At 74.5% G+C, this 26384-nt stretch carries 19 protein-coding genes; 6 read left to right on the top strand and 13 right to left on the bottom strand.

Going from position 1 to position 26384, the window contains the following annotated elements:
* Positions 1-379: 379 nt before the first annotated feature.
* From tyrS to ACUXPL_RS03185, 4 genes are all read right to left on the bottom strand, one after another.
* A complete protein-coding gene (tyrS, locus tag ACUXPL_RS03200; RefSeq protein ID WP_454181894.1) occupies positions 380-1723 on the bottom strand; it encodes a tyrosine--tRNA ligase in 1344 nt (447 codons plus the stop codon).
* Positions 1724-1792: 69 nt separating this feature from the next.
* Positions 1793-4081 carry a HelD family protein gene (locus tag ACUXPL_RS03195; RefSeq protein WP_454181892.1) on the bottom strand — a complete coding sequence of 763 codons (2289 nt, stop codon included), beginning with the start codon at positions 4079-4081 and terminating at the stop codon, positions 1793-1795.
* A 166-nt stretch (positions 4082-4247) separates the two neighbouring features.
* On the bottom strand, positions 4248-5708 hold the full coding sequence (gene argH, locus ACUXPL_RS03190; protein ID WP_180535781.1) for an argininosuccinate lyase: 1461 nt from the start codon (positions 5706-5708) through the stop codon (positions 4248-4250).
* Positions 5709-5793: 85 nt separating this feature from the next.
* Entirely contained in the window at positions 5794-7035 is a 1242-nt protein-coding gene (locus tag ACUXPL_RS03185) for an argininosuccinate synthase (protein WP_020625386.1), read from the bottom strand.
* A gap of 623 nt (positions 7036-7658) precedes the next feature.
* Between ACUXPL_RS03185 and rpf the strand changes: the two genes are divergently transcribed.
* A complete protein-coding gene (rpf, locus tag ACUXPL_RS03180; RefSeq protein WP_454181889.1) occupies positions 7659-8516 on the top strand; it encodes a resuscitation-promoting factor Rpf in 858 nt (285 codons plus the stop codon).
* 114 nt (positions 8517-8630) lie between these two features.
* Here rpf and argR read toward each other — a convergent pair whose 3' ends face one another.
* The 6 genes from argR to argC are packed head-to-tail and all read right to left on the bottom strand — an operon-like array spanning position 8631 to position 14553.
* On the bottom strand, positions 8631-9119 hold the full coding sequence (argR, locus tag ACUXPL_RS03175; RefSeq protein ID WP_454181887.1) for an arginine repressor: 489 nt from the start codon (positions 9117-9119) through the stop codon (positions 8631-8633).
* The gene (argF, locus tag ACUXPL_RS03170; RefSeq protein ID WP_454181885.1) at positions 9119-10078 is read right to left on the bottom strand and encodes an ornithine carbamoyltransferase; all 960 of its coding nucleotides are present in this window, start codon (positions 10076-10078) and stop codon (positions 9119-9121) included. Before argF ends, argR begins: the two co-directional genes overlap by 1 nt.
* Complete coding sequence (locus ACUXPL_RS03165; RefSeq protein ID WP_454181883.1) at positions 10075-11361, bottom strand: acetylornithine transaminase; 1287 nt, start codon at positions 11359-11361, stop codon at positions 10075-10077. The genes argF and ACUXPL_RS03165 overlap by 4 nt, the downstream gene beginning before the upstream one ends.
* Positions 11358-12344 (bottom strand): acetylglutamate kinase, encoded by a 987-nt coding sequence (gene argB, locus ACUXPL_RS03160; protein WP_454181881.1) that lies wholly within the window; start codon positions 12342-12344, stop codon positions 11358-11360. Before argB ends, ACUXPL_RS03165 begins: the two co-directional genes overlap by 4 nt.
* An 11-nt stretch (positions 12345-12355) precedes the next feature.
* Positions 12356-13516, bottom strand: coding sequence for a bifunctional glutamate N-acetyltransferase/amino-acid acetyltransferase ArgJ (gene argJ, locus ACUXPL_RS03155; RefSeq protein ID WP_454181879.1), 1161 nt, complete (start codon positions 13514-13516; stop codon positions 12356-12358).
* Positions 13513-14553: an N-acetyl-gamma-glutamyl-phosphate reductase gene (gene argC, locus ACUXPL_RS03150; protein ID WP_454181877.1), complete on the bottom strand. Its 1041-nt coding sequence runs from the start codon at positions 14551-14553 to the stop codon at positions 13513-13515. The genes argJ and argC overlap by 4 nt, the downstream gene beginning before the upstream one ends.
* Before the next feature lie 101 nt (positions 14554-14654).
* On the opposite strand from argC, the gene ACUXPL_RS03145 reads away from it, so the two are divergent.
* From ACUXPL_RS03145 to ACUXPL_RS03135, 3 genes are all read left to right on the top strand, one after another.
* On the top strand, positions 14655-15656 hold the full coding sequence (locus ACUXPL_RS03145; RefSeq protein ID WP_454181875.1) for a quinone oxidoreductase family protein: 1002 nt from the start codon (positions 14655-14657) through the stop codon (positions 15654-15656).
* A gap of 121 nt (positions 15657-15777) precedes the next feature.
* A complete protein-coding gene (locus ACUXPL_RS03140; protein WP_454181873.1) occupies positions 15778-19785 on the top strand; it encodes a Pls/PosA family non-ribosomal peptide synthetase in 4008 nt (1335 codons plus the stop codon).
* Positions 19782-21122, top strand: a complete 1341-nt coding sequence (locus tag ACUXPL_RS03135) for a M1 family metallopeptidase (RefSeq protein WP_454181871.1) — start codon at positions 19782-19784, stop codon at positions 21120-21122. The genes ACUXPL_RS03140 and ACUXPL_RS03135 overlap by 4 nt, the downstream gene beginning before the upstream one ends.
* Positions 21123-21140: 18 nt before the next feature.
* On the opposite strand, the gene ACUXPL_RS03130 is transcribed toward ACUXPL_RS03135, so the two are convergent.
* Genes ACUXPL_RS03130 through pheS form a run of 3 tightly spaced genes read right to left on the bottom strand, consistent with a single transcriptional unit; the run spans position 21141 to position 25429 of the window.
* Positions 21141-21761 carry a 4'-phosphopantetheinyl transferase family protein gene (locus tag ACUXPL_RS03130; protein ID WP_454181869.1) on the bottom strand — a complete coding sequence of 207 codons (621 nt, stop codon included), beginning with the start codon at positions 21759-21761 and terminating at the stop codon, positions 21141-21143.
* Between the two features lie 2 nt (positions 21762-21763).
* On the bottom strand, positions 21764-24343 hold the full coding sequence (gene pheT, locus ACUXPL_RS03125; RefSeq protein ID WP_454181867.1) for a phenylalanine--tRNA ligase subunit beta: 2580 nt from the start codon (positions 24341-24343) through the stop codon (positions 21764-21766).
* Positions 24344-24346: 3 nt separating this feature from the next.
* Positions 24347-25429 (bottom strand): phenylalanine--tRNA ligase subunit alpha, encoded by a 1083-nt coding sequence (gene pheS / locus ACUXPL_RS03120; RefSeq protein ID WP_180535793.1) that lies wholly within the window; start codon positions 25427-25429, stop codon positions 24347-24349.
* 86 nt (positions 25430-25515) lie between these two features.
* Between pheS and ACUXPL_RS03115 the strand changes: the two genes are divergently transcribed.
* The gene (locus ACUXPL_RS03115; protein ID WP_454181865.1) at positions 25516-25923 is read left to right on the top strand and encodes a CHY zinc finger protein; all 408 of its coding nucleotides are present in this window, start codon (positions 25516-25518) and stop codon (positions 25921-25923) included.
* Positions 25920-26369 carry a hypothetical protein gene (locus ACUXPL_RS03110; protein ID WP_454181863.1) on the top strand — a complete coding sequence of 150 codons (450 nt, stop codon included), beginning with the start codon at positions 25920-25922 and terminating at the stop codon, positions 26367-26369. Before ACUXPL_RS03115 ends, ACUXPL_RS03110 begins: the two co-directional genes overlap by 4 nt.
* Positions 26370-26384 lie beyond the last annotated feature (15 nt).

Here is a 26384-nt window from a genome sequence, read left to right as displayed (position 1 = left end):
CCCGGCCGTCAAACCAGATCATCTTCTTCAGGAATCCCGACCCGCATCACTGCCGGCCGCGCACCCGGTGAGCACCACCCGCCCTGGACCTGCCATTCTCGGCATGAATCCGCGGATTCTGTGTTCTTCACCCCGCCTCCCGGTCACCCGGTCGGCGTCTTGAGCACGAGATGGAACTCTACACACGAATCCCACCGAACACAAAATCAGGGGTGACACCCGACGTCCGGGAACGAAGGAGGGCCCCGTTCTCCGCGGAATCCTGCGGGGAACGGGGCCCTGTGCTCCTTCCGTGGGCGGCTCCTTCGCCGGCGCCGCCCGTCGTGTCCTCGGTCACGTCCAGCGACTCACGGTGGACACCGGTGGTCTGCGGCTGTGGTCAGCCCTCCCCCAGGTCCGCACCCGCCATGTTCTTCTTGCCCCGGCGCACCAGCAGGTGTCGGCCGGCGAAGGCGTCGTCTCGGGTGAACACCTGGTCGGCATCCGTCACCCGCACGTTGTTCACCGAGGCGCCGCCGTCGCGCACCGTCCGACGCGCCTCGGAGCGCGAGGCGACCAGCCCGGTGGAGACCAGCAGCTCGACCGCGGTCACGGTGCCCGGCTCCCCCTCCCACTGGGTCCGGTCGGCCTGCGGCAGCTCGGCCAGCACGGCGGTCAGTGTGTCCGGGTCCACCGTGGTGAGGTCCCCGCCTCCGAACACCGCCTGGGAGGCCTCGATGACCTTCGTCGTCGTCTCCTCTCCATGGGCCAGCGCCGTGACCTCCCACGCCAGACGCTTCTGGGCCTCCCGGCGGAACGGCTCGTCGGCCACCTTCTGCGCGTACTCCTGGATCTCCGCGCGGGTCAGGAACGTGAAGACCTTGAGCCGGTCGACAACGTCCGCGTCCGCCGTGTTGAGCCAGAACTGGTAGAAGGCGTACGGGGAGCACATCTCCGCGTCGAGCCAGACGGCGTTGCCCTCGGACTTGCCGAACTTGGTGCCGTCCGCGTTCGTGATCAGCGGTGTGCCCAGCGCATGGGCGTGGGTCCCCTCCACCTTGCGGATCAGCTCGGTGCCGGCGGTGAGGTTGCCCCACTGGTCGGAGCCGCCGGTCTGGAGGGTCACGCCGTGTCGGCGGTGCAGCTCGAGGAAGTCGTTGCCCTGCAGCACCTGGTAGGAGAACTCGGTGTAGGAGATGCCCTCATCAGAGTTCAGGCGCTTGGCCACGATCTCCTTCTTCACCATCGTGCCGACGCGGAAGTTCTTGCCGACGTCCCGCAGGAAGTCCAGCGCGCTCATGCCCGCGGTCCAGTCCAGGTTGTTGACCATGGTCGCCGCGTTCTCCCCCTCGAAGGAGAGGTACGGCTCGATCTGCGCGCGCAGCGACTCCACCCACGCCGCCACGGTCTCCTGCGAGTTCAGGACGCGCTCCGAGGACTGCCGCGGGTCGCCGATGAGGCCGGTGGCGCCGCCCACGAGGGCGTACGGCCGGTGGCCGGCGAGCTGGAGGCGGCGCAGGGTGAGCAGCTGGACCAGGTGTCCCAGGTGGAGGGACGGAGCCGTCGGGTCGAAGCCGCAGTAATACGAGACGGGCTCCCCGGCCAGCGCCTGCTCCAGCGCGGCCTCGTCCGTCGAGACGTGCACGAGCCCGCGCCAGCGCAGCTCCTGCCAGACGTTCTCGAAACTCGGGTCGTTCGCCTGTGCGCGCAGTCGGGCCGCGCGCTCCTCGTTCTGGGGTGCCATGGCCCCCAGCCTAGCGACGCGCCCGCGCGCCTCCGCGACGCCGCGCACGTGCGACGTCGCCCGCGGGGCTCACTCCGGGACGTCCGCCAGCCCGGCCGGCAACGCGGCCGCGTCCGTCCCGGCGACGACGGACAGGGACTGGGTGGCGCGGGTCATCGCCACGTACAGATCGCCCACCACGCCGCGCGCATCGGCCACGATCCGCTCGGGCGAGACGAGGACGACGGTGTCGAACTCCAGTCCCTTGGTCTCCCACGGGGTGGCGACGACGATCTCGACGCCGGGCAGCGGCGCGGTGTCCACGGCCGCCTCCCCCCACCGCCCCCTGAGGACCGTGAGCAGCTCCCCCGTCCGCCCGGCGGGGGCGATCACGGCGGTCAGGGCCTCGGGCACACGGTCCCGCTCGGCCTCGACCGCCTCGAGGGCCAGGGCCGCGACCTCACCGCCCGGCTCCGTCACCAGACGCGGGCGATGGTCGCCCTCGCGCACGGCGCGCGGATGGGAGACCTCGAGCCCGGCCGCGCGCGCGACCTGCGCGGCCCAGCGCATCACGCGCGCCGGCGAACGGTAGTTCACGGTCAGCTCTGCCAGGCGCCAGCGGTCCCCGAACTCCGGGGCGAGGACGGACGCCCACGAGCCGGCCGCGTCGCGACGGGAGGACTGCGCGATGTCGCCCACGATGGTGAACGACTTCATCGGGCAGCGGCGAGCCAGCAGGCGCCACTGCATCGGAGAGAGCTCCTGGGCCTCGTCCACCACCACGTGCCCGTACGTCCAGGTGCGGTCGTGGGCCGCGGTCTCGGCGGTGGTCCGTCGCACCCCGCGCGACTCATTGGCCGCGGCCAGCTGCTCGGCGTCCACGACGCCGTCGACGCCCAGGTCCGCGAGCGTCTGGTGCATGTTCTCCAGGGACGCCCGGGCGTTCTCGAGGTTGCGCTCGTGCTGGGCCGCGGACTCACCGCCCCGGCCCGGGGTCTCGAGGCGTCCGAGCAGCTCGGCCGCCTCGTCCAGCAGGGGCACGTCGGCCTCGGTCCAGGGGGCGCCGGCCGGCCGCACGAGCGCGCCGACCTCGGCGTCGGACAGCCACGGGGCGGCCGCCCGGAGCAGGTCCTCCCGGGTGAGGAGGTCGCCGATCAGCTTCTCCGGCGTCAGCGGCATCCAGCAGAGGTTGAGCGCGATGCGCACGTCGCGCGAGGTGCGCACGTCCTCCAGCAGGAGGTCACGCTGCACCGGGGCGCCCGAGGACTTCTCCAGCTTCTTGCGCAGCTTCTCCGCGAGCTCGCGGACGAGGATCTTCACGAACGTCACCCGGGCCTCGTTGTGGGGCTTGCGGGTGGCCCGCGCCTTGTCCCGGGCGCGCCGGACCATGGCCGGCTTGAGCTTGACGGCCGTGCCGTCGATCATCAGGCGCCGCGGCTCGACGAGCAGGCGCTGGCGCTGCGCGACCGCGTGGGCGACGGCGTCCACCATGTCCAGCCGGCCCTTCACCGCCGCCGCGTCGAGGTCCCGCTCCGGGACGGCCCGCACACCCGGCATCAGCGTCCCCAGCGAGGACATCACGACACCGGTCTCGCCCAGCGAGGGCAGCACCCGCTCGATGTACCGCATGAACGCGGTCGACGGGCCGACGATCAGCACTCCCGAGCGCGCGAGGCGCTCCCGGTGGGTGTACAGCAGGTAGGCCGCGCGGTGCAGGGCGACGGCGGTCTTCCCCGTGCCCGGCCCGCCCTGGACCACGACCGCCCCGGGCAGGGGCGCGCGGATCACCTCGTCCTGCTCCGCCTGGATCGTGGCGACGATGTCCCCCATCCGTCCCGTGCGTCGGGCGGTGACGGCGGCCAGCAGCGCACCCTGGGCACCGGCGCGCACGCCGCCCTCGCCCAGCAGCGACGGGTCCAGGATGTCGTCCTCGAGGTCGCGCACCTCGCGCCCCCGCAGCATCAGGTGACGACGACGGCGCACGCGGCCCCGGTGGGCCGCCGTCGCCTGGTAGAAGGCCCCGGCCTCGGCCGCGCGCCAGTCGACGAGGAGGCGCTCGTGGTCCTCGGTGGTGAGGCCGATGCGCCCGATGTACCGCTGCTCGTCGGCCCCACCCTCCCGCTCGGCGTCGAGGTCGAGCCGCCCGAAGACGAGGCGGTCGTCCACGGCGTAGAGCTGGGCGAGCCGGTCCTCGTAGAGGCTGGCGAAGGCGTCGCGCTCGGAGTGGTTCTGCAGCGATCCCTGCGGGCCGGTCCGGCGCACGGCCGCGAGCTGGCGCTCCTTCTCCTCACGCAGGGCGTCGAGGCGGGCGTACCGCTCGGCGACCCGACCCCGCTCGAGGTCGAGCTCGGACTGGCGGACGGACACGGTATCGGTCATCGGGGGCCCTCGCGGTGCGGTGAGGGGCGGACCACGCTGCGGCCCGCCCGGCGGAAAAGTGACCACCCATCCTACGCCGACCGCGGTGAACGGCGGGTGACGCGGCGGTGCCCTGGGGGCACCGCCGCGTCCGGTCCGGCCGACGCCGACCCGGCCGGCGACCGCGTCAGCGGGCCTCGACGACGGAGCCCGGCGTGTCGGCCCAGCGACGCAGCGGCTCCAGGGCGTCCTCGAGCGCCCCGATCTGCGCCGCGACGGCCGTCGGCGCGGTCCCGCCCTGGGCGTCGCGAGAGGCGAGCGAGCCCTCCGTGCTGAGCACCTCGCGGACCTGCGGGGTCAGCGCCGGAGAGATGGCGGCGTACTCCTCGTCCGTGAGGTCCCACAGCTCCACGCCCCGGGCCTCGGCCGCCTTCACGGCCTCACCCGACAGCTCGTGGGCCTCGCGGAACGGGACCCCCTGGCGGACGAGCCACTCGGCGACGTCGGTGGCCAGCGCGAAGCCCTGCGGGGCCAGCTCCGCCATGCGCTCCGTCTGGAACTCGAGGGTGGCGATCATCCCGGAGACGGCGGGCAGCAGCAGCTCGAGGGTGTCCGCGGCGTCGAAGACGGGCTCCTTGTCCTCCTGCAGGTCCCGGTTGTAGGCCAGCGGCATGCCCTTGAGCGTGGCCAGCAGCCCCGTGAGGTCGCCGATGAGGCGGCCGGACTTGCCGCGGGCCAGCTCGGCGACGTCCGGGTTCTTCTTCTGCGGCATGATCGAGGACCCCGTGGAGTACGCGTCGTGCAGCTTCACGAAGCCCGCCTCCTTGGTGGCCCAGAAGATGACCTCCTCCGAGATGCGGGACAGGTCGACGCCGACCATCGCGGCGACCCACGCGAACTCCGCGTACACGTCGCGGGCGGCGGTGCCGTCGATCGAGTTCCACACGGCCGACTCGAAGCCGAGCTCGGTGGCCACGGCGTTCGGGTCCAGACCCAGGGAGGAGCCGGCCAGGGCCCCGGAGCCGTACGGCGAGACGGCCGCGCGTGCGTCCCAGTCCATGAGCCGCTGCAGGTCCCGTGCGAACGCCCAGGCGTGCGCGAGCAGGTGATGCGAGAGCAGGACGGGCTGCGCGTGCTGCAGGTGGGTGCGGCCCGGCATCGGCGCGTACGGGTGCGCCCGCGCCTGATCGAGCAGCGCGTCCACCGTGGCGATCACGCCCCGCGCGATGATGCGGGCGTGGTCGCGCAGGAACATCCGGCCGAGGGTGGCGACCTGGTCGTTGCGGGATCGGCCGGCCCGCAGGCGGCCGCCGAGCTCGGGACCGGCCCGCTCGATGAGGCCGCGCTCGAGCGAGCCGTGCACGTCCTCATCGGATGCCGCCGGAGTGTAGGCACCGGAACGCACGTCCGCCTCGAGCCGGTCGAGGGCCGCGATCATCCCGTCCAGGTCGTCCGCACTGAGCAGACCGGCGGTGTGCAGCACCCGGGCGTGGGCACGGGAGCCGGCGATGTCATAGGGCGCCAGGCGCCAGTCGAAGTGCGTGGACTTGCTGAGCGCGGCGAGCGCCTCGGAAGGGCCGCCGGCGAAGCGGCCGCCCCACAGGGCGCCCTCGTTGGTCCCGTGGCGGGCGTCGGTGTTCTCGGTCATCGAAGGTCTCCTCGAGGTCGGTGGCAGGCCGACGGCGGCCGGCCCGGTTGCGGGCGGGCCGCCGTCGTGCACGGGGCGTGCGGGGTCAGTCGTTGGACAGGCGGGCGACGTCCTGGAGGTCGTCACCGCCGCGCAGGCGCTGCTCGCGCTCCGAGGCCGTCTTCGCGGACAAGCCGAAGATGTCGATGAACCCGCGGGCCGAGGACTGGTCGAACGAGTCACCCTCGTCGTACGTGGCGAGGTTGAAGTCGTACAGGCCAGTCTCGGACCGACGGCCCTGCACCGTGGCGCGGCCGCCGTGGAGCTCCAGGCGGATCTCACCGTTGACGTGCTCCTGGGTGGCGTCGATGAACGTGTCCAGATTCCGCTTCAGCGGGGAGTACCACTGGCCGTCGTAGACCAGCTCGGTCCAGCGCTGGTCCACCTGCTTCTTGAAGCGTGCCTGCTCCCGCTCCAAGGTGACGTTCTCGAGCTCACGGTGGGCCGCGATCAGCGCCATGGCGCCCGGTGCCTCGTAGATCTCGCGGGACTTGATGCCCACGAGGCGGTCCTCGACGATGTCGATACGGCCCACGCCCTGGGCACCGGCCCGGCGGTTGAGCTCCTCGATGATCTCCAGCGGGCTCAGCGCGCGGCCGTCGAGCGCCGTGGGGACGCCGCGCTCGAAGGCGATCGTGACCACGTCCGGCGCCGGCGGAAAGGCGGGGTCGTCCGTGTAGTCGTAGACGTCCTTCGTGGGGCCGTTCCAGATGTCCTCGAGGAAGCCGGTCTCGACGGCGCGGCCCCACACGTTCTGGTCGATCGAGAACGGGTTCTTCTTCGTGGTGACGATCGGCAGGTCGTTGCGCTCGGCGTACTCGATGGCCTTCTCGCGGGTCAGGGCGAGGTCGCGCACCGGGGCGATGCACTTCAGGTCGGGGCCGAGGGTCTGGATGGAGACCTCGAAGCGGACCTGGTCGTTGCCCTTGCCGGTGCAGCCGTGCGCCACCGTCGAGGCGCCGAACTGGCGGGCCGCCGCGACCAGGTGGCGGGAGATGACCGGACGCGAGATCGCGGAGACCAGCGGGTAGGCGCCCATGTAGAGGGCGTTGGCCTTGAGCGTGGGCATGCAGTACTGCTCGGCGAACTCCTCACGCGCGTCGGCGACGTAGGCCTCGACGGCGCCGCAGTCCAGGGCGCGCTGGCGGATCGTCTCGAGGGACTCGCCCCCCTGGCCCACGTCGACCGCGACGGCGACGACCTCGGCGCCCGTGGCCTCGGCGATCCAGCCGATGGCCACCGAGGTGTCCAAGCCGCCCGAGTAGGCAAGGATGATGCGTTCCTTCACGATTTCTCCTCTTTATATAGGGGGGCGTCTCCGAGCGCGGCACGTGGCCGTCGGAGGCGTGCTCGGTGGCGATCCTACCCGGGTCTTGAATAAATATGCAACTGACGGAATATTAGCTCCCGGTGGACCCCGCGCAGCCTCTCCGTGCCTACGGCGACGGCCGCCCGCAACCATCGCCCCGCGCTCGAAGCCCGGGTCGAACGCGACTCAGGTCACGGCCTCGACCGTCGATCGTGACCTTCGCCCACGCCCCTGTGACGGAGGTCGTCCACATCATTCAGTCAGACACCATGCCACCACACTCCCCCCGCGGCCCGCATTTCGTCCACACGCCCCCGCCCCAGAGAGCGATTCGTCATCCAATCTCAAATTTGAGACGGACGAGCAAGAATTCGTCGACCCATGATTTGACGCGAGGGGGGCTCCCGTCGTTGACTCTTCCGTAGCCGATTCGTGATCGAACCGTGATCTGACCGAGAGGTCGGGGACGGGGAGGCCACGGCATCGAACCCCCTCCGACGGTCGCCCGCTGCTGGGTCGTCTCGAACCGACGGAGGGCATGACCCGACCAAGGAGAAGGACGACCCCGGTGCGCCTCGGCCGCCGCTCAGCGAGGACTCGCCATGGACACCATGACTCTCTTCACCACTTCCGCCACCCGCTCCCGCCGTGCCACCGCCTCGATCGTCGCGGGCATGACCCTCGCCGGCGCCGCCGCCGTGGGCTTCTCCGCCCCGGCCCAGGCCGCCACCGTGGACACCTGGGACCGCCTCGCCGAGTGCGAGTCCAACGGCACCTGGGACATCAACACCGGCAACGGCTTCTACGGCGGCGTGCAGTTCACCCTGTCCTCCTGGCAGGCCGTCGGCGGCGAGGGCTACCCGCACCAGGCCTCGAAGGCCGAGCAGATCAAGCGCGCCGAGATCCTCCAGGACCTGCAGGGCTGGGGCGCCTGGCCGCTGTGCTCGCAGAAGCTGGGCCTGACCCAGGCTGACGCGGACGCCGGTGACGTGGACGCCACCGAGGCCGCCCCGGTCGCCGTGGAGCGCACCGCCACCGTGCAGCGCCAGTCCGCCGCCGACGAGGCCGCCGCTGAGCAGGCTGCCGCCGACGAGGCCGCCGCTGAGGAGGCTGCTGCCGAGCAGGCCGCCGCTGAGCAGGCTGCTGCCGAGCGCTGGGCCGCTGAGCAGGCTGCCGCCGAGCAGGCTGCCGCTGACAAGGCCGCCGCCCAGCGTGCCGCCGCCGCGGAGAAGGCTGCCGCTCAGAAGGCTGCCGCCGCCGAGCAGACCGCTGCCGCCGAGCAGGCCGTCGTCGCCGAGGCCGAGACCATCGTCGTCAAGTCCGGTGACTCCCTCTGGAAGCTCGCCAACGAGTACGAGGTGGAGGGTGGCTGGACCGCCCTCTACGAGGCCAACAAGGGCGCCGTCTCCGACGCCGCCGTGATCTACGTCGGCCAGGAGCTCGTCCTGCCGCAGGCCTGAGACGCCTGACCGGTCCCCCGGACCGGTACGACACGAGGAAGGCCCCCGCCGTCGGCGGGGGCCTTCCTCGTGTCTGGTGCCCCTCACCCGCGCGGGCGGGGCCGGACGGGTCGGCTAGCCCGCCAGACCCAGCAGGTGGGCCGCGACGGCCGGGGCGGACGTGGTCCCCGTGGTGATGAGGAGGATGGTGTCGTCGCCGGCGATCGTGCCCATCACGTGCTCCACGCGCGCCTGGTCGATCACGCTGGCCAGGAACTGCGCCGCGCCCGGGGGCGTGCGCAGGACCACGAGGTTGGCGGTGGGCTCGGCGGAGACGAGCAGCTCGCGGGCCATGCTCGCCAGCCGGTTCACCTGCGCGTCCGAGCCGCGGCCCGGCACGGCGCCGTCGTCGCCCTCCGCCGGCAGGGCGTAGACCATGCCGGCCGGCCCGCGCGTCCGCACCGCGCCGAGGTCCACCAGGTCCCGCGAGAGCGTGCCCTGGGTGACGGACAGCCCGCGATCGCCCAGGGCGTCCGAGAGTTCTGCCTGGGAGCGGATGCCCCGGGTGGCCAGGATCTCCCGGATCGCGGCCTGGCGGGCGATCTTCGTCGTGGGGGCGGCCATCAGCGCGGCTCCTCGGCCAGACCGGAGCGGTACAGCAGCCAGGCGATGAGAGCCTTCTGCGCGTGCAGGCGGTTCTCGGCCTCGTCGAACACCACGGACCGCGGCCCGTCGATGACCTCAGCCGTGACCTCGTAGCCCCGGTACGCAGGCAGGCAGTGCAGGAAGATCGCGTCGTCGGCCGCCCGCGCCATCGCGTCGGCGTCCACCTGGTAGTCCCGGAACAGCGCCAGGCGGGCCTCCTTCTCCTCCTCCTGGCCCATGGACACCCACGTGTCGGTCACGACGACGTCCGCGCCCGCCAGGGCCTCGGCCGCGTCCGTCGTGACGAGGACGGAACCGCCCGTCTCCGCCGCCCGCTGTCGAGCGGCGGCCACGACGTCCTCGGCAGGCAGGTGCCCCTCGGGGCCGGCGACCCGCACGTGCATGCCGGCCGTCGCGCAGCCGAGCAGATACGAGTGGGCCATGTTGTTCGCCGCGTCCCCCAGATACGTCAGAGTGCGGCCCGCCACGCCGCCGAGGTGCTCGCGCACCGTCAGCAGGTCGGCGAGGATCTGACAGGGGTGGTAGTCGTCGCTGAGCGCATTGACCACTGGCACCGAGGAATGGGCGGCCATCTCCTCGAGGCCGGCCTGCGCGAACGTGCGCCAGACGATGACGCCGACCATCCGCTCCAGCACGCGGGCCGTGTCCGCCACGGACTCCTTATGGCCCAGCTGCGACTCCCCCGGGTTCACGATCAGCGGCGTCCCGCCGAGCTCGGCGATGCCGGCCGCGAACGAGACGCGGGTGCGCGTGGAGGTCTTGTCGAAGAACACGATGCCGGTCCGGGGCCCGGCCAGCGGGCGGTGCCGGAACCGGTCGGCCTTCATCTGCGCGGCGAGGTCGAGCACCTCGGCCTGCTCGGCCGGGGTGAGGTCCGTGTCCACCAGGAAGTGACGGACGGCGGTGGCGGGGGTCATGGGCGGTCTCCTTCGGCGGGGGTCAGGGCGGCGGCCACGAGCCCGGGCAGAGCCGCGGCGAAGCGCTCGAGCTCGGCCACGGGCACGGTGAGCGGCGGGGCCAGGCGCAGGGTGGACGGGCCGGTGGCGTTGAGGATCCAGCCCGCCTCGAGGCCGGCGGCGACGACGGCGGGGGCCAGCCCGCCGGCCGGGGCCGGTCCCGCGGGGTCGGCCAGGTCGACGCCGATCCACAGGCCGTGACCGCGCACCGCGGCCACCTCGGGCAGGTCCTCCAGCAGGGCGGCCACGGCCTCGCCCGCGGCGCGGACGTGGCCGAGCAGGCCCTCGTCCTCGACGGTCTGGAGCACGGCCAGGCCCGCGGCGGTGGCCAGGGGGTTGCCGCCGAACGTGGTGCCGTGCTGGCCGGCGGTGAGCAGCCCGGAGACGGCGGGGCCGACGCACACGAGCGCCCCGATCGGCACGCCGCCGCCCAGTCCCTTCGCCAGGGTGAAGGCGTCGGGCACCACCGGCTCTGCCGCACCGGTGACGGCCGGGTTCTGGAAGCCGAACCACGTGCCGGTGCGGCCCACGCCGGACTGCACCTCGTCGAGGACCATCAGGGCGCCGGCCTCGCGGGTCGCGGCCCGCACCTCGGCCAGGTAGCCGGCCGGCCAGCCGTGCACGCCGGCCTCGCCCTGGACCGGCTCGAGGATGACGGCGGCGACGGTGGCGCCGTCGTCGTCCGGGGCCAGGGCCGCCCGCAGGGCCGCGGCGTCCCCGCCCGGCACGTGCTCCACGCCGCCGGGCAGCGGCTCGAAGGGCGCCCGGTAGGCCTCCTTGTGCGTGAGCGCGAGGGCGCCCATCGTGCGGCCGTGGAAGGCCCGCTCGAGCGCGATCACCCGCGTCCGGCGGCCGGACGGGTCGTCCGCACCGTGGCGGCGGGCGAGCTTGAACGCGGCCTCGTTGGCCTCCGTGCCGGAGTTCGCGAAGAACACGGTGGAGCCCGCGGGCGCGCCGGCCAGCTCCAGCAGGCGCTCGGCCAGGCGGATCTGCGGCTCGGAGGTGAAGAGGTTGGACACGTGGCCGAGCGTGGCGATCTGCTCGGACACCGCCCGCACCAGCGCCGGGTGGCCGTGGCCGAGCGCGTTCACGGCGATGCCGGCCAGCAGGTCCGTGTAGCGCCGGCCGTCGGTGTCCCACACGTGGACCCCCTCGCCGCGCAGGAGCACGCGGGCGGGGCGGCCGAAGACTCCGGTCAGGGCGGCGTGGTAGCGCTCCAGCAGCGCGGACTGGTCGGTGCTCATGCGTCCTCCTCGGGGGTGGTCGGGGCGGTGGGCTCGGCGTCGGGCACCACCTGGGTGCCGACGCCCGCGGAGGTGAAGACCTCCAGCAGCATCGAGTGGGGGCGGCGGCCGTCCACGACGTGGGCGCGCTGCACGCCGGCGTCGACGGCCGCCAGGCACGCGGCCATCTTCGGGATCATCCCGGAGGCCAGGGAGGGCAGCAGCGCACGCAGCTGGGCGGCGGTGAGCGAGCTGATGAGGGAGTCGCGGTCCGGCCAGTCCGCGTAGAGGCCCTCGACGTCGGTGAGCAGCACGAGCTTCGCGGCGCCGAGGGCGGCGGCCAGGGCCGCGGCGGCGGTGTCCGCATTGACGTTGAGGACCTGCCCGGTGGGCTCGCCGTCGTCGTCGATCTCGGGGGCGACCGACGAGACCACGGGGATCCGCCCGGACTCGATCACGTCGAGGATCGCGGTCGGGTCGACGCCGGTGACCTCGCCCACGAGGCCGAGGTCCACCTCCTGCCCGTCCACGACGGCGCCCGTGCGGCGGGCGCGCAGCAGCCCCGCGTCCTCGCCGGAGAAGCCGACGGCGTACGGGCCGTGGGAGTTCACGAGGCCGACCAGCTGGCGGCCCACCTGCCCCGTGAGCACCATGCGGACCACGTCCATGGCCTCCTCGGTGGTCACGCGCAGGCCGCCGCGGAACTCGGACGCGATGCCGAGGCGGTCGAGCATCGCGTTGATCTGCGGGCCACCGCCGTGCACCACCACGGGGTGGACCCCCACGTGGTGCAGGAACACGATGTCCTCGGCGAACGCCCGGCGCAGCTCCTCCGAGACCATGGCGTTGCCGCCGTACTTGACGACCATGACGGTTCCGGCGAACCGCCGGATCCAGGGCAGGGCCTCGACGAGGACCTCCGCCTTGGACTCGGCACGGTCGAGCCGGTCCGCGGTGGACAGGACGGGTGCGGCCGCCGTGGCCGGGTCGGTGTGCGGGCTCATGCTGGGGGTCCTCACGTGGAGTAGGCGGAGTTCTCGTGGACGTAGTCGTGCGTCAGGTCGTTGGTCCAGACCGTGGCCTCGGCGTCGCCGGCGTGCAGGTCGACCTCGACGAGCACCTCGCGGGCCGAGAGGTCCACGCGGGAGCGGTCCTCCCCCACACCGGAGGCGCGGCACACCTGGACGCCGTTGAAGCGCACGTCGAGGGCGTACGGGTCGAAGGCGGCGACCGACTCCGGGACCGTGCCGACGGCGGCGATCACGCGTCCCCAGTTCGGGTCCTGGCCGAAGATCGCGGTCTTGAACAGGTTGGAGCGGCCGACGGCGCGCGCGACGGCCTCGGCCGCCTCCTCGGTCTCGGCGTGGACCACGCGCACGGCGATGTCGTGCCGGGCGCCCTCGGCGTCGGCGACGAGCTGGCGGGACAGGTCCGCGCAGACCTCGTGGAGGGCCGCGGCGAACGCCGCAGGATCGGGCACGGTCCCGGACGCACCCGAGGCCAGCAGGATCACGGTGTCGTTGGTGGACATGCACCCGTCCGAGTCGACCCGGTTGAAGGTGGCGCGCACGGCCTCGCGCAGGGCCGCGTCGAGGGCGGGGGCGGGGACGTCGGCGTCCGTGGTGATGACGCTGAGCATGGTGGCCATGCCGGGTGCCAGCATGCCCGCGCCCTTGGCCATGCCGCCCACGGTGAAGCCCTCGCCGCGAGCCACGGCGGTCTTGGCCACGGTGTCCGTGGTCTTGATCGCGACGGCGGCGTCCTCGCCGCCGTCCGGGCTCAGGGCGGCGACCGCCTCGGACACGCCCGCGGTGAGGGTGTCCATCGGCAGGCGCTCGCCGATGAGGCCGGTCGAGCAGACGAGCACGTCGTCGGCGGCGGTCCCGAGGGCCGCGGCCGCGTGCTCGGCGGTGCGATGGGCGTCCTCGAGGCCCTCGGCGCCGGTGGCCGCGTTGGCCCCGCCGGAGTTCAGGACGACCGCGGTCGCGCGGCCGTCCCGCACGGCGCGGCGGGTCCAGACCACGGGGGCGGCCGCCACCCGGTTCTCGGTGAGGACGGCGGCGGCCGCGTCGCGCGGGCCCTCGTTGACGACGACGGCGACGTCGGGCGCGCCCGAGGCCTTCAGCCCCGCGGTGACGCCGGCCGCCCGGAACCCCTGTGCTGCGGTGACGCTCACGGCGCGACCCCCTGCTGCTCGAGCCCCGCCTGCTCCGGCAGGCCCAGGGCGATGTTCATGGACTGCACGGCGCCGCCGGCCGTGCCCTTGGTGAGGTTGTCGAGCGCCGCGCAGACGATCACGCGGCCGGCCCGCTCGTCCACGGCGAGCTGCAGCTGCACATGGTTGGAGCCGAGGACCGCCTTCGTGGTGGGCCACTGCCCCTCGGGGAGCAGGTGCACGAAGGGTTCACGGCCGTAGGCCGCGGCCCATGCGGCGCGCACGTCCGCGGCGGCGACACCGGGGCGCAGCCGCGCCGTGGCCGTCGCGAGGATGCCGCGCGGCATCGGCGCGAGCGTGGGCGTGAAGGAGACGCGGACCGGTTCGCCGGCCGCCTGGGCCAGGCCCTGCTCGATCTCCGGGGTGTGCCGGTGCCCGCCGCCGACGCCGTACGGGCTCATCCCGCCCATGACCTCGGCGCCGAGCAGGTGCGGCTTGAGCGCCTTGCCCGCCCCGGAGGTGCCCGAGGCGGCGACGATCACCACGTCCTGCGGCTCGAGCAGCCCCGCGGCGAAGCCGGGCGCGAGGGCGAGGATCGAGGTGGTCGGGTAGCACCCGGGGACGGCGATGCGGCGGGTGCCGGCGAGTCGCTCGCGCTGACCGGGCAGCTCGGGCAGGCCGTAGGGCCAGGTCCCGGCGTGCGCGGTGCCGTAGAAGGCCTCCCAGTCCGCGGCGGACTCGAGGCGGTGGTCGGCGCCCGCGTCGATCACCAGGGTGTCCGGGGAGCGCTCGGCGATCTCGGCCGCGAGCGCCCCGGAGGCCCCGTGGGGCAGCGCGAGGATCACGACGTCGTGACCGGCGAGGACGTCCGCGGTGGTCTCGGCGAGGACGCGGTCCGCCAGGGCGTGCAGGTGAGGCTGAAGGGGACCGAGGCGCTCCCCCGCGTTGGAGTGGGCCGTGATGGCTCCGACGGTGACGGACGGGTGGCCGGCGAGCAGGCGCAGGGCCTCTCCCCCGGCGTAGCCGCTGGCTCCGGAGACGGCGACGGTGTGGGTCATGACCCCAGCCTAGCGTAGATATGCGTTGCACGGAATATCTATGCGGCGCCTCGAGTCCCCGAGTCGGGCCGGATGTCCGGGCCCGCTCCTAGAGTGGGGCCATGACCACTGCGAACACCCCCGCCGTCCCCCGCACCCACCACGCCGTCGTCGTGTCCGCCACGGGCGGCCCCGAGGTCCTGCAGTGGACCGAGACGGAGGTGCCCTCCCCCGCACCGGGGCACGTGCTGGTGCGGACCGCCGCGGCGGGCCTGAACTTCATCGAGACGTACCAGCGCTCCGGGGTCTACACGATGGACCTGCCCTTCACCCCCGGCACGGAGGGCTCCGGCGAGGTCGTCGCGCTCGGCGAGGGCGTGGACGCCGCGCTCCTGGGGGCCCGTGTCGCCACCGCGACGGCCACCGGTGCGTACGCCGAGCACTTCACCGCCCCCGCGGATCGTCTCCTCGCCGTCCCGGAGGGCATCGACCTGGCCGAGGCCGCCGCCCTTCCGCTGCAGGGCATGACGGCCCACTACCTCTGCCGGTCCACCTTCCCGGTGGAGGAGGGCCACACGGTGGTCGTGACGGCCGGTGCCGGCGGCGTGGGGCTCATGCTCACCCAGCTCGCGACGGCCCGCGGCGCCCGCGTGGTCACCACGGCGTCTACGGAGGAGAAGCGGGAGCTCTCCCGGGGCGCGGGCGCCGTCGCCGCGGTGGACTATCCGGACCTCGCCGCCGCGGTGGCGGAGCTGACCGACGGCGAGGGCGCGCACGCCGTGTACGACGGCGTCGGGAAGGACACCTTCGACACCTCGCTCGAGGTGCTGCGCGTGCGCGGCACGCTCGTGCTCTTCGGCGGGGCCTCCGGGCAGGTGCCCCCCTTCGACCTGCAGCGGCTCAACGCGGCCGGCGCGCTGTACGTCACCCGGCCCTCGCTGGTGCACTACACGCGCACGGGCGAGGAGACCCGCTGGCGTGGCGGAGAGGTGTTCGGGGCGTGGGCCTCCGGCGAGCTCGACGTCCGGATCGGCGAGCGCTTCCCGCTCGCGGACGCGGCCGCCGCGCACGCCGCCCTCGAGTCCCGGTCGACGACGGGCAAGGTGCTGCTCACCCTCTCCTGAGCCGGACCCGCCCGGTGCCGTCCGGGCGCCCCGCGCGGCCGCGGGCGGGGCATAGAATGTCCCGCTGCGGCCTGGTCCGCGTCCGACCCTCGGTTCGCCGCTCACACCCCCGGAGGCCCCTGTGTCCCTTTCGTCCGCCGCGCCCACCCCGCCCTCCGTCCCCATCGACCCCGCGGGCGCGCCGCATCGGCCGCAGCTGCCCGGCTCCGAGCGCACCCCGCCCGCCCGGACGCTCGTCGAGCTCTTCGACGCCACGGCGCGCGAGCACCCGGACGCGACCGCCCTGGACGACGGCGTCGAGCCCCTGACGTACGCGGAGCTGCGGGAGCGCGTCGACGAGACCGCCCGCCACCTGTGGGACGCCGGCGTGCGGGCGGGAGACCGGGTCGGCGTGCGGATCGCCTCGGGCACGGCCGCGCTGTACGTCTCGATCCTCGGCGTGCTCGCCGCCGGCGCGGCCTACGTCCCCGTGGACGCGGACGATCCGGAGGAGCGCGCCCGTCTCGTGTTCGGCGAGGCGAAGGTGGCCGGCGTCCTCACCGACGAGCGGGTCTACGCCCCGCACCCCGAGCACACCGTGGACCCGGCCGCCGAGGCCCGCGCCCCCGGGCTCGAGGACGACGCGTGGATCATCTTCACCTCGGGCTCGACGGGCACCCCCAAGGGCGTGGCGGTGAGCCACCGCTCGGCCGCGGCCTTCGTGGACGCCGAGGCGCGGATCTTCCTGGCGGACGATCCGCTCGCTCCGGGCGACCGCGTGCTGGCGGGACTGTCCGTCGCGTTCGACGCCTCGTGCGAGGAGATGTGGCTCGCCTGGCGTCACGGTGCGTGCCTGGTCCCGGCCCCCCGCTCGCTCGTGCGCTCCGGCATGGACCTCGGCCCGTGGCTCGCCGAGCGGCGCATCACCGCCGTGTCCACCGTGCCGACCCTCGCCGCGATGTGGCCCACCGAGGCCATGGACAACGTGCGGCTGCTGATCTTCGGCGGCGAGGCCTGCCCGCCTGAGCTCGCCGCGCGCCTGGCGGAGGACGGCCGCGAGGTCTGGAACACCTACGGCCCCACGGAGGCCACCGTCGTCGCGTGCGCAGCCCCGCTCACCGGTCTCGGCCCGGTCCGCATCGGCCTGCCCCTGGATGGCTGGGACCTGGCCGTCGTCGACCCGCAGACCACGCTGCCCGTGGCCGAGGGCGAGACGGGCGAGCTGATCATCGGCGGCGTCGGCCTGGCCCGCTACCTCGACCCGGGCAAGGACGCCGAGAAGTACGCCCCCATGCCCTCCCTCGGCTGGGAGCGCGCCTACCGCTCCGGCGACCTCGTGGTCTTCGAGCCGGAGGGCCTGCTGTTCGTCGGCCGCGCCGACGACCAGGTGAAGCTCGGCGGCCGCCGCATCGAGCTCGGCGAGGTGGACGCGGCCCTCCAGGCCCTGCCCGGCGTCCACGGCGGCGCCGCGGCCGTGCAGACCACCCCGGCGGGCCACCAGATCCTCGTCGGCTACCTCGTGCCCGCGGACCCCGAGGCCGGGCTCGACCTGCACGTGGCCCGCGAACACCTCGCGGCGGAGCTGCCGGCCGCCCTCGTGCCCCGGCTGGCCGTCGTGGGCTCCCTGCCCACGAAGACCTCCGGCAAGGTGGACCGCCATGCGCTGCCGTGGCCCCTGCCCGGCGCCGAGGTGGACGAGGACGCGCCCGAGCCGGACGAGGACACCGCCGACGGCTGGGTGCTGCGCCAGTGGGCGGACGTGCTCGGCGCGCCCCCCAAGGACGCCGACACCGACTTCTTCGAGGCCGGCGGCGGCTCGCTCGCCGCGGCCCAGCTCGTGGCCCGCCTGCGCCTGCGCCACCCGGCCGTGACCGTCCAGGACGTCTACCGCAACCCCACCGCCGGGGCCCTCGTGGCCGCCGTCGTGGGCGAGGACGGCCCCCACGGCATCGAGGTGCACGACCGGCACGTCGACCGCACCCGCCACCGCACCCAGTGGGTCCAGACCCTCGTGGGGCTGCCCGTGTTCGTCCTGCCCGCCCTGCGCCTGGGCGTGTGGACCGGCCTGGCCCTGAACCTGCTGACGCTCTCCGGGCTCGCGCCCGGGCTGCCCACCGTGCCGTGGTGGGTGCTGATCGTGGCCGGCCTGCTGGTGGTGACCGTGCCCGGCCGCATGCTGCTCACCGCCGCGACGGCCCGGCTGCTGCTGCGCGGCGTGAGCCCCGGGTCCTACCCGCGCGGCGGCCGCGTCCACTTGCGCCTGTGGCTCGCCCAGCAGATCAGCGACCTCGTGGACCCCTATTCGCTGGCCGGCGCCACGTGGGTGCCCGCCTACGCGCGGCTGCTGGGCAACCGGATCGGCAAGGACGTGGACATGCACACCGTGCCACCGGTCACCGGAATGCTCACGGTCGAGGAGGGCGCCGCGATCGAGCCCGAGGTGGACCTGTCCGGCTACTGGGTCGACGGCGACGTCGTCCGGCTCGGCGAGGTGCGCATCGGCGCGGACGCCGTCGTGGGCGCCCGCTCTACGCTCCTGCCGGGCGCCCGGGTCGGCGCCGGGGCGCACGTCGAGGCCGGGTCCACCGTCGCCGGGCGGGTGCGCGGCGGCCAGCGCCACGCCGGCTCCCCCGCCGTCAAGGTGGGCAAGGTGAAGTCCCGCGGCCCCGCCGAGGCGCCGCGGGAGACCCCGGGCTGGCGCCTGATGGCGACCGTCCTCTCGACCCTCATCTCCCTCCTGCCGCTCGTCTCCGCCGCCGCGGCGGCGGCGGTGGCCGCGTGGTCGCTGACCTGGTGGCCGCCGGCCCCGGAGGCGGGACCGCTGGCCGCCGTCGGGACCACCGCGGCGCGCCTGCTGGCCGCGAGCCCCCTGGTGGCCGGCGTGTGGTTCCTGACCCAGATGCTGCTCGTGCTCGTCACGGTGCGCCTGCTCGCGCTCGGCATCACGGAGGGGCACCACCCCGTGCGCTCCCGGGTCGGCTGGCAGGTGTGGGCCACCGAGCGCGTCCTCGACGCCGCCCGCGACCAGCTCTTCCCGATCTACGCCTCCCGCTTCACGCCGACGTGGCTGCGCCTGCTGGGCGCCGAGGTGGGCCGCGGCGTCGAGGCCTCCACCGTGGTGCTCGTGCCGTGCATGACCCGCGTGGGCGACGGCGCGTTCCTCGCCGACGACACGATGGTCTCCTCCTACTCCCTCGACGGCGGGTGGATGCACGTGGCCCCCGCGAAGGTCGGCAAGCGCTCGTTCGTGGGCAACTCCGGCATGGTGCCCGGCGGCCGCACCCTGCGCCGCGACTCGCTCGTGGCGGTGCTGTCCACCACCCCGGCCAAGACCAAGGCGGGCACCTCCTGGATGGGCTCCCCGCCCGTGCGGCTGCGGCGCAACGAGGTCACCGCGGACGCCTCCCTCACCTACGACCCGCCGGCCCGGCTCAAGGCCGCCCGCACCGCCTGGGAGCTGCTGCGCGCGATCCCGGTGTGGCTGCACGTGGCCCTGTCCATCGCCGTCGGCGCGACGCTGGCCGCCCTCATCGCGGTCGGCACGTGGGTGCTGGCCTTCGTCCTGGGCGGCGTCGTCCTGCTCGCGGCCGGCGCGGTCGCGGCGGGCCTGACCGTGCTCGCCAAGCGGGTCTTCGTCGGCCGGATCCGCGCGGGCGAGCACCCGCTGTGGTCCTCGTTCATCTGGCGCAACGAGGTCGCGGACACCTTCACCGAGTTCCTCGCCGCCCCGTGGTTCAGCCGGGCCGCGGCCGGCACCCCCGCCCTGGTCTGGTTCCTGCGCGCGATGGGCGCCCGCATCGGCCACGGCGCCTGGGTCGAGTCCTACTGGCTGCCCGAGGCCGACCTCGTGGAGCTCGGCGACGGCGCCACCGTGAACCGCGGCTGCGTCGTCCAGACCCACCTGTTCCACGACCGCGTGATGTCCCTGGACGCCGTCGTCCTGGAGGACGGCGCCACCCTCGGCCCCCACTCCGTGGTGCTGCCCGCCGCTCGCCTGGGCCACGGCACCACCGTCGGCGCCGGGTCCCTCGTGATGCGCGGCGAGGAGCTGCCCGCCGGCACGTGGTGGCTCGGCAACCCGGTCTCCCCGTGGCGTCGTCCCGACGGCGACCCCGCCGCCGCGGCCACCCCCTCCCGAGAGGAAGCATGAGCACCGATCCCTACGTCCCGGGCGTCGGCACCGACGCCGCCACCATCGAGCACATCGTGCTGGACCTCGACGTGCGCCTGGCCGCGAACCGGGTCTCCGGCACCGCCGTCCTGCGCGTGCGCCTGACGAAGCAGAGCCGCCGCATCGAGCTGGACCTGCACCGGCTGCGCGTCTCCCGGGTGGACGCCGTCGTCGACGGCCGCGCCATCGCCTCCTCGTTCACCCAGCCGGGCCGCGCCCCGAGCCGCCTCGTCGTCGACCTGGGCGAGAGCCGGCCGGAGGGCACGCTCGTGGAGCTCACCGTGGTCTACGCGGGCACGCCCACGCTGCGGCGCAGCCCGTGGGGCACCATCGGCTGGGAGGAGCTCACGGACGGCGTGCTCGTGGCGGGGCAGCCCCACGGCGCCTCCACGTGGCTGCCGTGCGTGGACTCCCCCACCTCGCGCTCGACGGCGGAGATCACCCTCACCTGCGATGCGGGCTACCTGCCCGTCGCCAACGGCGTGGGCGCACCCGTGCGCACGCGCGGCTCGCGGGTCACGTGGCGGTGGCGGCTCGACCAGCCCGTGCCCGCCTACCTGCTCAGCGTGCAGATCGGCCGCTACCGGCTCGTGGACGCCGCCCCTCCCGCCGAGGGCCTGCCGCCGCTGCGCCTCGTGGTCTCCCCGCGGACCGAGCAGCGGGCCCGCCGGGCCCTCGCCCCCCAGCCGGCCATGATGGCCACGTTCATCGACGCCTACGGGCCGTACCCGTTCGAGGACTACACCGCGGTCGTGGCCGACGAGGAGCTCGAGATCCCGCTCGAGGCCGCGGGCATGTCCCTGTTCGGCACCAACCACCTGGACGGCTCGTGGGAGTCCGAGCGGCTGATCGCCCACGAGATGTCCCACCAGTGGTTCGGCAACGCCGTGACCCTGGGCCGATGGTCCGACCTGTGGCTGCACGAGGGCTTCGCCTGCTGGTCCGAGTGGCTGTGGGCCGAGGCCTCGGGGCGGTCCAGCATCACCTCGATGGCGCGGCGGGCCTGGCAGAAGCTGGCCGCGCACCCGGTGGAGCAGGCGCTGGCCGAGCCCGGGCCGGAGGAGATGTTCGAGGACTGGGTGTACAAGCGCGGCGCGCTCACCGTGGAGGCGCTGCGGCACCTGCTCGGCGCGGACCTCTTCGGCTCCATGCTGCGCGCCTGGGTGCGGGAGCACCGGTTCGGCACCGTCGACTCCCTGGGGCTGCGCACGCACGTGCACGCGTGGGCCCCGCACGCCGGGGTGAGCCGGGCACAGGTGGACGAGCTCTTCGACGCGTGGACGCTGCGGCCCGCCCTGCCGCCGTTCCCGGGCTGACCCGGCCGCACGGTCGACTCAGCGGCCCCGCCGCGCCAGCGCCCCGACGAGACCGCCCGGCAGCCGGTCGGTGAGGTCCACCAGCAGGACGTCGGCCGGCACGGTCAGCGCGTCGACGGCGGCGGGGTCGCCCGTGAAGCCGGTGCCGGCGGCCTTCACGAGCGCCTCCTTGCGCGTCCACAGCCGGGCCCGCGCGGCGGGCCTCTCGGGGGCGGGAAGGTCCCGCACCCGGGCGCGCTCCGCCGTCGAGAAGCCCACCCCGCCCAGGCCGTCCTCGTCCGCGAAGGCCGCGGCGTCCGCCCGCTCGACGTCCACCCCGAGGCCGAGCCCGTCGGCGGGCCGCGCCGGCGCCCACCACGCCCCGATCCGCGCCCGGCCCTCGACCCCGGGCATCCGGACGCGCGTGAACGAGACGAGGGCGACCCGGCCGGGGGGCAGGCCGGTCAGTGCGGGGATGCCGTGCGCGGCCGAACCGCAGCGCGGGCAGGCGTGCCGGAGCCCGAGCGACCCCACCGGGACGCCCCAGGCCGCCGTCAGGGCGGTGCGCACCTGACCGAGCAGCGCGGAGACGGCGTCGGCCGCCCCCGCCGAGGTGGGGACGGCCGATGTCAGGCCCCACGGGCCGGTCGCGGCGGACACGGTCAGCGCTGGACCGCCCCGTGCCGCTGCGCCGCGAGCGCGGTGGCCGCGGCGCGGGCCTCGGAGGCCTCCTCCGCGGTGAGCGTGCGGTCGGGGGCGCGGAAGCGCAGGGAGAACGCGAGGGACTTCCGCCCCTCCGGCACGCCCGCGCCCCGGTAGACGTCGAACAGCTCGACGGCCTCGAGCAGCTCCCCGGCGCCCTCGGCGAGGGTCGCGCGCACGTCTCCGGCGACGACGGCCTCGTCCACCACGAGCGCCACATCCTGCGTGCTCACGGGGAACGTGGACAGCGGTGCGGCGACCACGGTCTCGGGGGCCGCGGCGCACAGCGCGTCCAGGTCCAGCTCCCACACGCTCGTGCGGGCGGGCAGGTCCTCGGCCTCGAGCCACTGCGGGTGCAGCTCGCCGGCCACGCCCACCACCCGGTCCCCGTGCTCGGTCACGACGACGAGCTCGGCCACCCGGCCCGGGTGGAAGGCGTGGTGCCGGCCCTGCCGGACGGTCAGCTCGACGCCGAGGACGTCGGCCACGTCGAGGGCTCCGGCGACCGCGTCCTGCCAGTCCACCGGGCGGGGGGTGTGGTCCGGCCCGGGCGCCGAGTCGTGCCCGGCGTACAGGCCGGCCACGTGCCACGGCTGGGCGGGGATGCCGGCCTCGAGGTCGGCGAGGACCTCGGCGGAGGGGTGGACCGCGCGCGGGGGGATCGTCGCCGAGCCCAGCTGCGCGCCGGGCAGGAAGACCAGCCCCATCTCGTACAGCGCCAGGTCGCGGAAGCCGCGGCCGAGGTTGCGGCGCGCGGTCTCGACGAGGCCCGGCAGCAGCGACAGGCGCAGGTGCCGGTACTGGGAGGCGATCGGATTGGCCAGGGCCACCATCGCCAGGGCCTGGCCCTGCGCGTCCGAGTCCGCCCCGAAACGCCGGTTCTGCTCTTCGGAGACGAACGGGTAGGCGAGCACCTCGGTGAGACCCGCGGCCGCGAGCGCGGCAGACACGCGGCGACGCTGGGCCTGGCGGCGGGTGAAGCCGCGGCCCGGCGGGGCCACGGGCACCACGGAGGGGATCGCGTCGTAGCCGCGCAGGCGCGCGACCTCCTCGGCGAGGTCCTCGGGGATGCGCAGGTCCGTGCGCCACGACGGGGCGGTCACGGTCAGCCGCGGGGCGGCGCCGTCGGCGGCCTCGGCGACGGTCACCTCGGCGCCCAGGGCGCGCAGCGTCTCCACGACCTCGTCGGTCGTGTACGCCACGCCCACCAGGGCGGAGGGGAAGTCGGCGGCCATCTCGACGACGGCCGGCTGCGGCCGCGTCCCGACGTCGGTGACCCCGGGCTCGGCGGTGCCGCCGGCGAGCTCGACGAGCAGCTGGACGGCCCGCTCGGCCGCCTCGTCGGCGACCTCCCAGTCGACGCCGCGCTCGTTGCGCTTCGACGCCTCCGAGGGCAGGCGGTGCCGGCGTCGCGTGCGGGCGATCGACACGGGGTCGAAGTTCGCGGACTCGACCACGATCGTGGTGGTGGCGTCCGTGACCTCGGTGGCGGCCCCGCCCATGACGCCCGCCAGGCCGATGGGGCCGGAGTCGTCCGCGATGAGCAGGTCCTCGGGGTCGAGCTCGCGCTCCTTGCCGTCGAGGGTGGTCAGGGTCTCTCCGGCCCGCGCGCGGCGCACCACGATCTCGCCGGAGAGCGTGTCCGCGTCGTAGAAGTGCAGGGGCTGGCCCAGCTCCCACATCACGTAGTTGGAGATGTCCACCGGCAGGGAGATGGTGCGGATGCCGGCCAGGCGCAGGCGCGCGGCCAGCCACGGCGGGGTCGGACGGGTCGCGTCCACGCCGGAGACCGTGCGGGCGACGAAGCGGGTGGCCCCGGGCTCGCCGTGGATCGGCGCGTCGTCGTCGATCCGGACGGCCGGGCCGGCGTCGTCGGCCGCGGGCGGGTGGACGGCGGCGGCCGGGTCCGTGAAGGGCACGCCGGTGGCGTGCGCGTACTCGCGCGCGACACCGCGCATCGAGAACGCGTAGCCGCGGTCGGGCGTCACGTTGATCTCGGCGGCCTCGCCGTGCAGGTCCAGGACGTCCCGGGCGTCGGTGCCCGGCTCGGGGTCGAGCCCGAGGTCGCCGAGCACGATGATCCCGTCCGTGCCGTCGTCGCCCATGCCCAGCTCCGTGCTGGAGGCGATCATGCCGGCCGAGACGTGGCCGTAGGTCTTACGGGGGCTGATGCGGAAGTCGCCGGGCAGCACCGCGCCGGGCAGGGTCACGACGACCTTGTCCCCGACCTCGAAGTTGTGGGCGCCGCACACGATGCCCTGCACGCCGGAGGGCTCGATGCCCTCGCCGGTGAGCGGCTGGGCGGCGCCCTCGGGCACCACCCGCACGGAGCACCAGTTGATGGTCTTGCCGTTCTTCTGCGGCTCGGGCTCCTTGGAGAGCACCTGCCCGACGACGATCGGGCCCTGCAGCTCGGCGGCCGGACGGTGGACGTCCTCCTCCTCGAGGCCGACGCGGACGAGGTCGGCCATCACGTCCTCGGCACGGTGCTCCGCGGGCACGGGGACGAACTCCCGCAGCCAGTCCAGGGGGATGCGCATGGATCAGACCTCCATTCCGAAGTGCTGGGAGAAGCGGACGTCGCCCTCGATCATGTCGTGCATGTCCGGGACCTCGTTGCGGAACATGAGCGTGCGCTCCACGCCCATGCCGAACGCGAAACCGGAGTACTCCTCCGGGTCCAGGCCCGCGGCGCGCAGCACGTTCGGGTGCACCATGCCGCAGCCGCCCCACTCGATCCAGCGGGGCCCGCCCTTGGCGCCGGGGTGCCAGATGTCCAGCTCGGCGCTGGGCTCGGTGAACGGGAAGAAGTTCGGGCGCAGGCGGATGGCCGCCTCGGCCCCGAACATCTGGCGGGCGAAGTACTCGAGGGTGCCGCGCAGGTGGGCCATCGTCAGGCCCTTGTCCACGGCCAGACCCTCGAACTGGTGGAACACCGGGGTGTGCGTGGCGTCCAGCTCGTCCGTGCGGAAGGTGCGGCCCGGGCACAGCACGTAGGTGGGGGCGCCCCGCTCGAGCAGGGAGCGCATCTGCACCGGGGAGGTGTGGGTGCGCAGCAGCAGGTGGGCCTCGGCCGGGGCCACGAAGAAGGTGTCCTGCATCTCGCGGGCCGGATGGTCCGGCGCGAAGTTGAGGGAGTCGAAGTTGAACCACTCGGACTCGAGCTCGGGGCCCTCCGCGATCTCCCAGCCCATGCCGACGAAGATCTCCGAGACACGGTCCATCGTCAGCGAGAGCGGGTGACGGGCTCCGACGCGGCGGCGACGGACCGCGGTGGTCACGTCCACCGTCTCCTCGCGCAGGATCCGCGCGGCCTGCTCCGCCTCGAGCACCTCGGTGCGGGCGGCCAGGGCCTTGCCCAGGCGGCCGCGTGCGGCGCCCATGAGCTTGCCGGCCTCCGCCTTGCGCTCCTTGGGCAGGGCGCCGATCGCCTTGTTCGCGAGAGTCAGGGGGGCCCGGTCGCCGGTGTGGGCCAGACGGGCGGCCTTGAGCTCATCGAGGTCGGCCGCGGCCTCATATGCGGCGAGCGCGGCCTGCACGGCGGCCTCCACCGCCTCCGCGTCCACGGGGGAGATCTCCGCCACGGGCGCGACGGGCTCCGCGCCGGTCTCGGGGCTGGGTGTCATCAGGGCAACGACCTTCGCATGGGGGACGGTGGGACGCCCGTCAGTCTAGTGTCCGCCCCGGACGCGCCCGGCCTAGGCTGAGGCGCATGACCGCCCCGGACTCCCTCGACGGCACCGACCCGCTGCTGCGGGGCGTGCGCCTGGACGCGCAGACCCGCTGCGCCCATCACGCCACGGCGCGGGACGTCGTCGCCCTGCGCTTCGCCTGCTGCCCCGCGTACTGGTCCTGCCACCGCTGCCACGCGGAGCTCGCCGACCACCCGGCCGTGCCGGTGCCGGCCGGCGACTTCGATCGGCCGCACGTGCTGTGCGGGGTGTGCCGCACCGAGCTGAGCGTGACCGCCTACCTCGCCCTCGAGGCCGCCGCCGATCCCGCGTGCCCGGCCTGCGGGGCGCCGTTCAACCCGGGCTGCGCCGCCCATGCCCCGCTCTACTTCGACGTCCCCGCGTCCGGGTCCCCCGCCGGTGACGCCGATCCCGCGGCGCAGCCATGACCGCCGCCCCCTCCCGGCCGTCGCCTCCGGCGCACGTGCGGGCGCGCGGGCTGTGGAACCTGCTGAACCTGGCGACGCCGCTGGGGCTGGTGGGCGCCGTCGTCGCCGGCTGCGCGCTGCGGCCCGGACCGCACGGGCTGATCGAGGCCCGCGGCTGGGCGCACCGGTTCCCGGGCGGGGCCGCGTTCACGGTCGGCGACGTCGTGTTCACCCGCCCCGGCCTGCGCATGACGCCCGCGCTGTGGCGGCACGAGGCCGGCCATGCGGACCAGTACGCCCTCCTGCTGGGTCTGCCCTTCCTTCCGGCGTACGCGCTGGCGGCGGCGTGGTCGACGTGGCGGACCGGGGATCCGGCGTCGCGCAACGTCTTCGAACGACGCGCGGGCCTGGCCCTGGGCGGCTACGTCGAGCGGCCCGTGGTCCGCGGCCTGCGGCGCCGCCGCTGACGGGCACGGGCGGTC

The sequence above is a fragment of the Micrococcus sp. 140720015-1 genome, assembly GCF_053627595.1.
The sequence above is the reverse complement of the archived record's forward strand: the minus strand, read 5'-3'. Positions and strand labels throughout refer to the sequence as shown.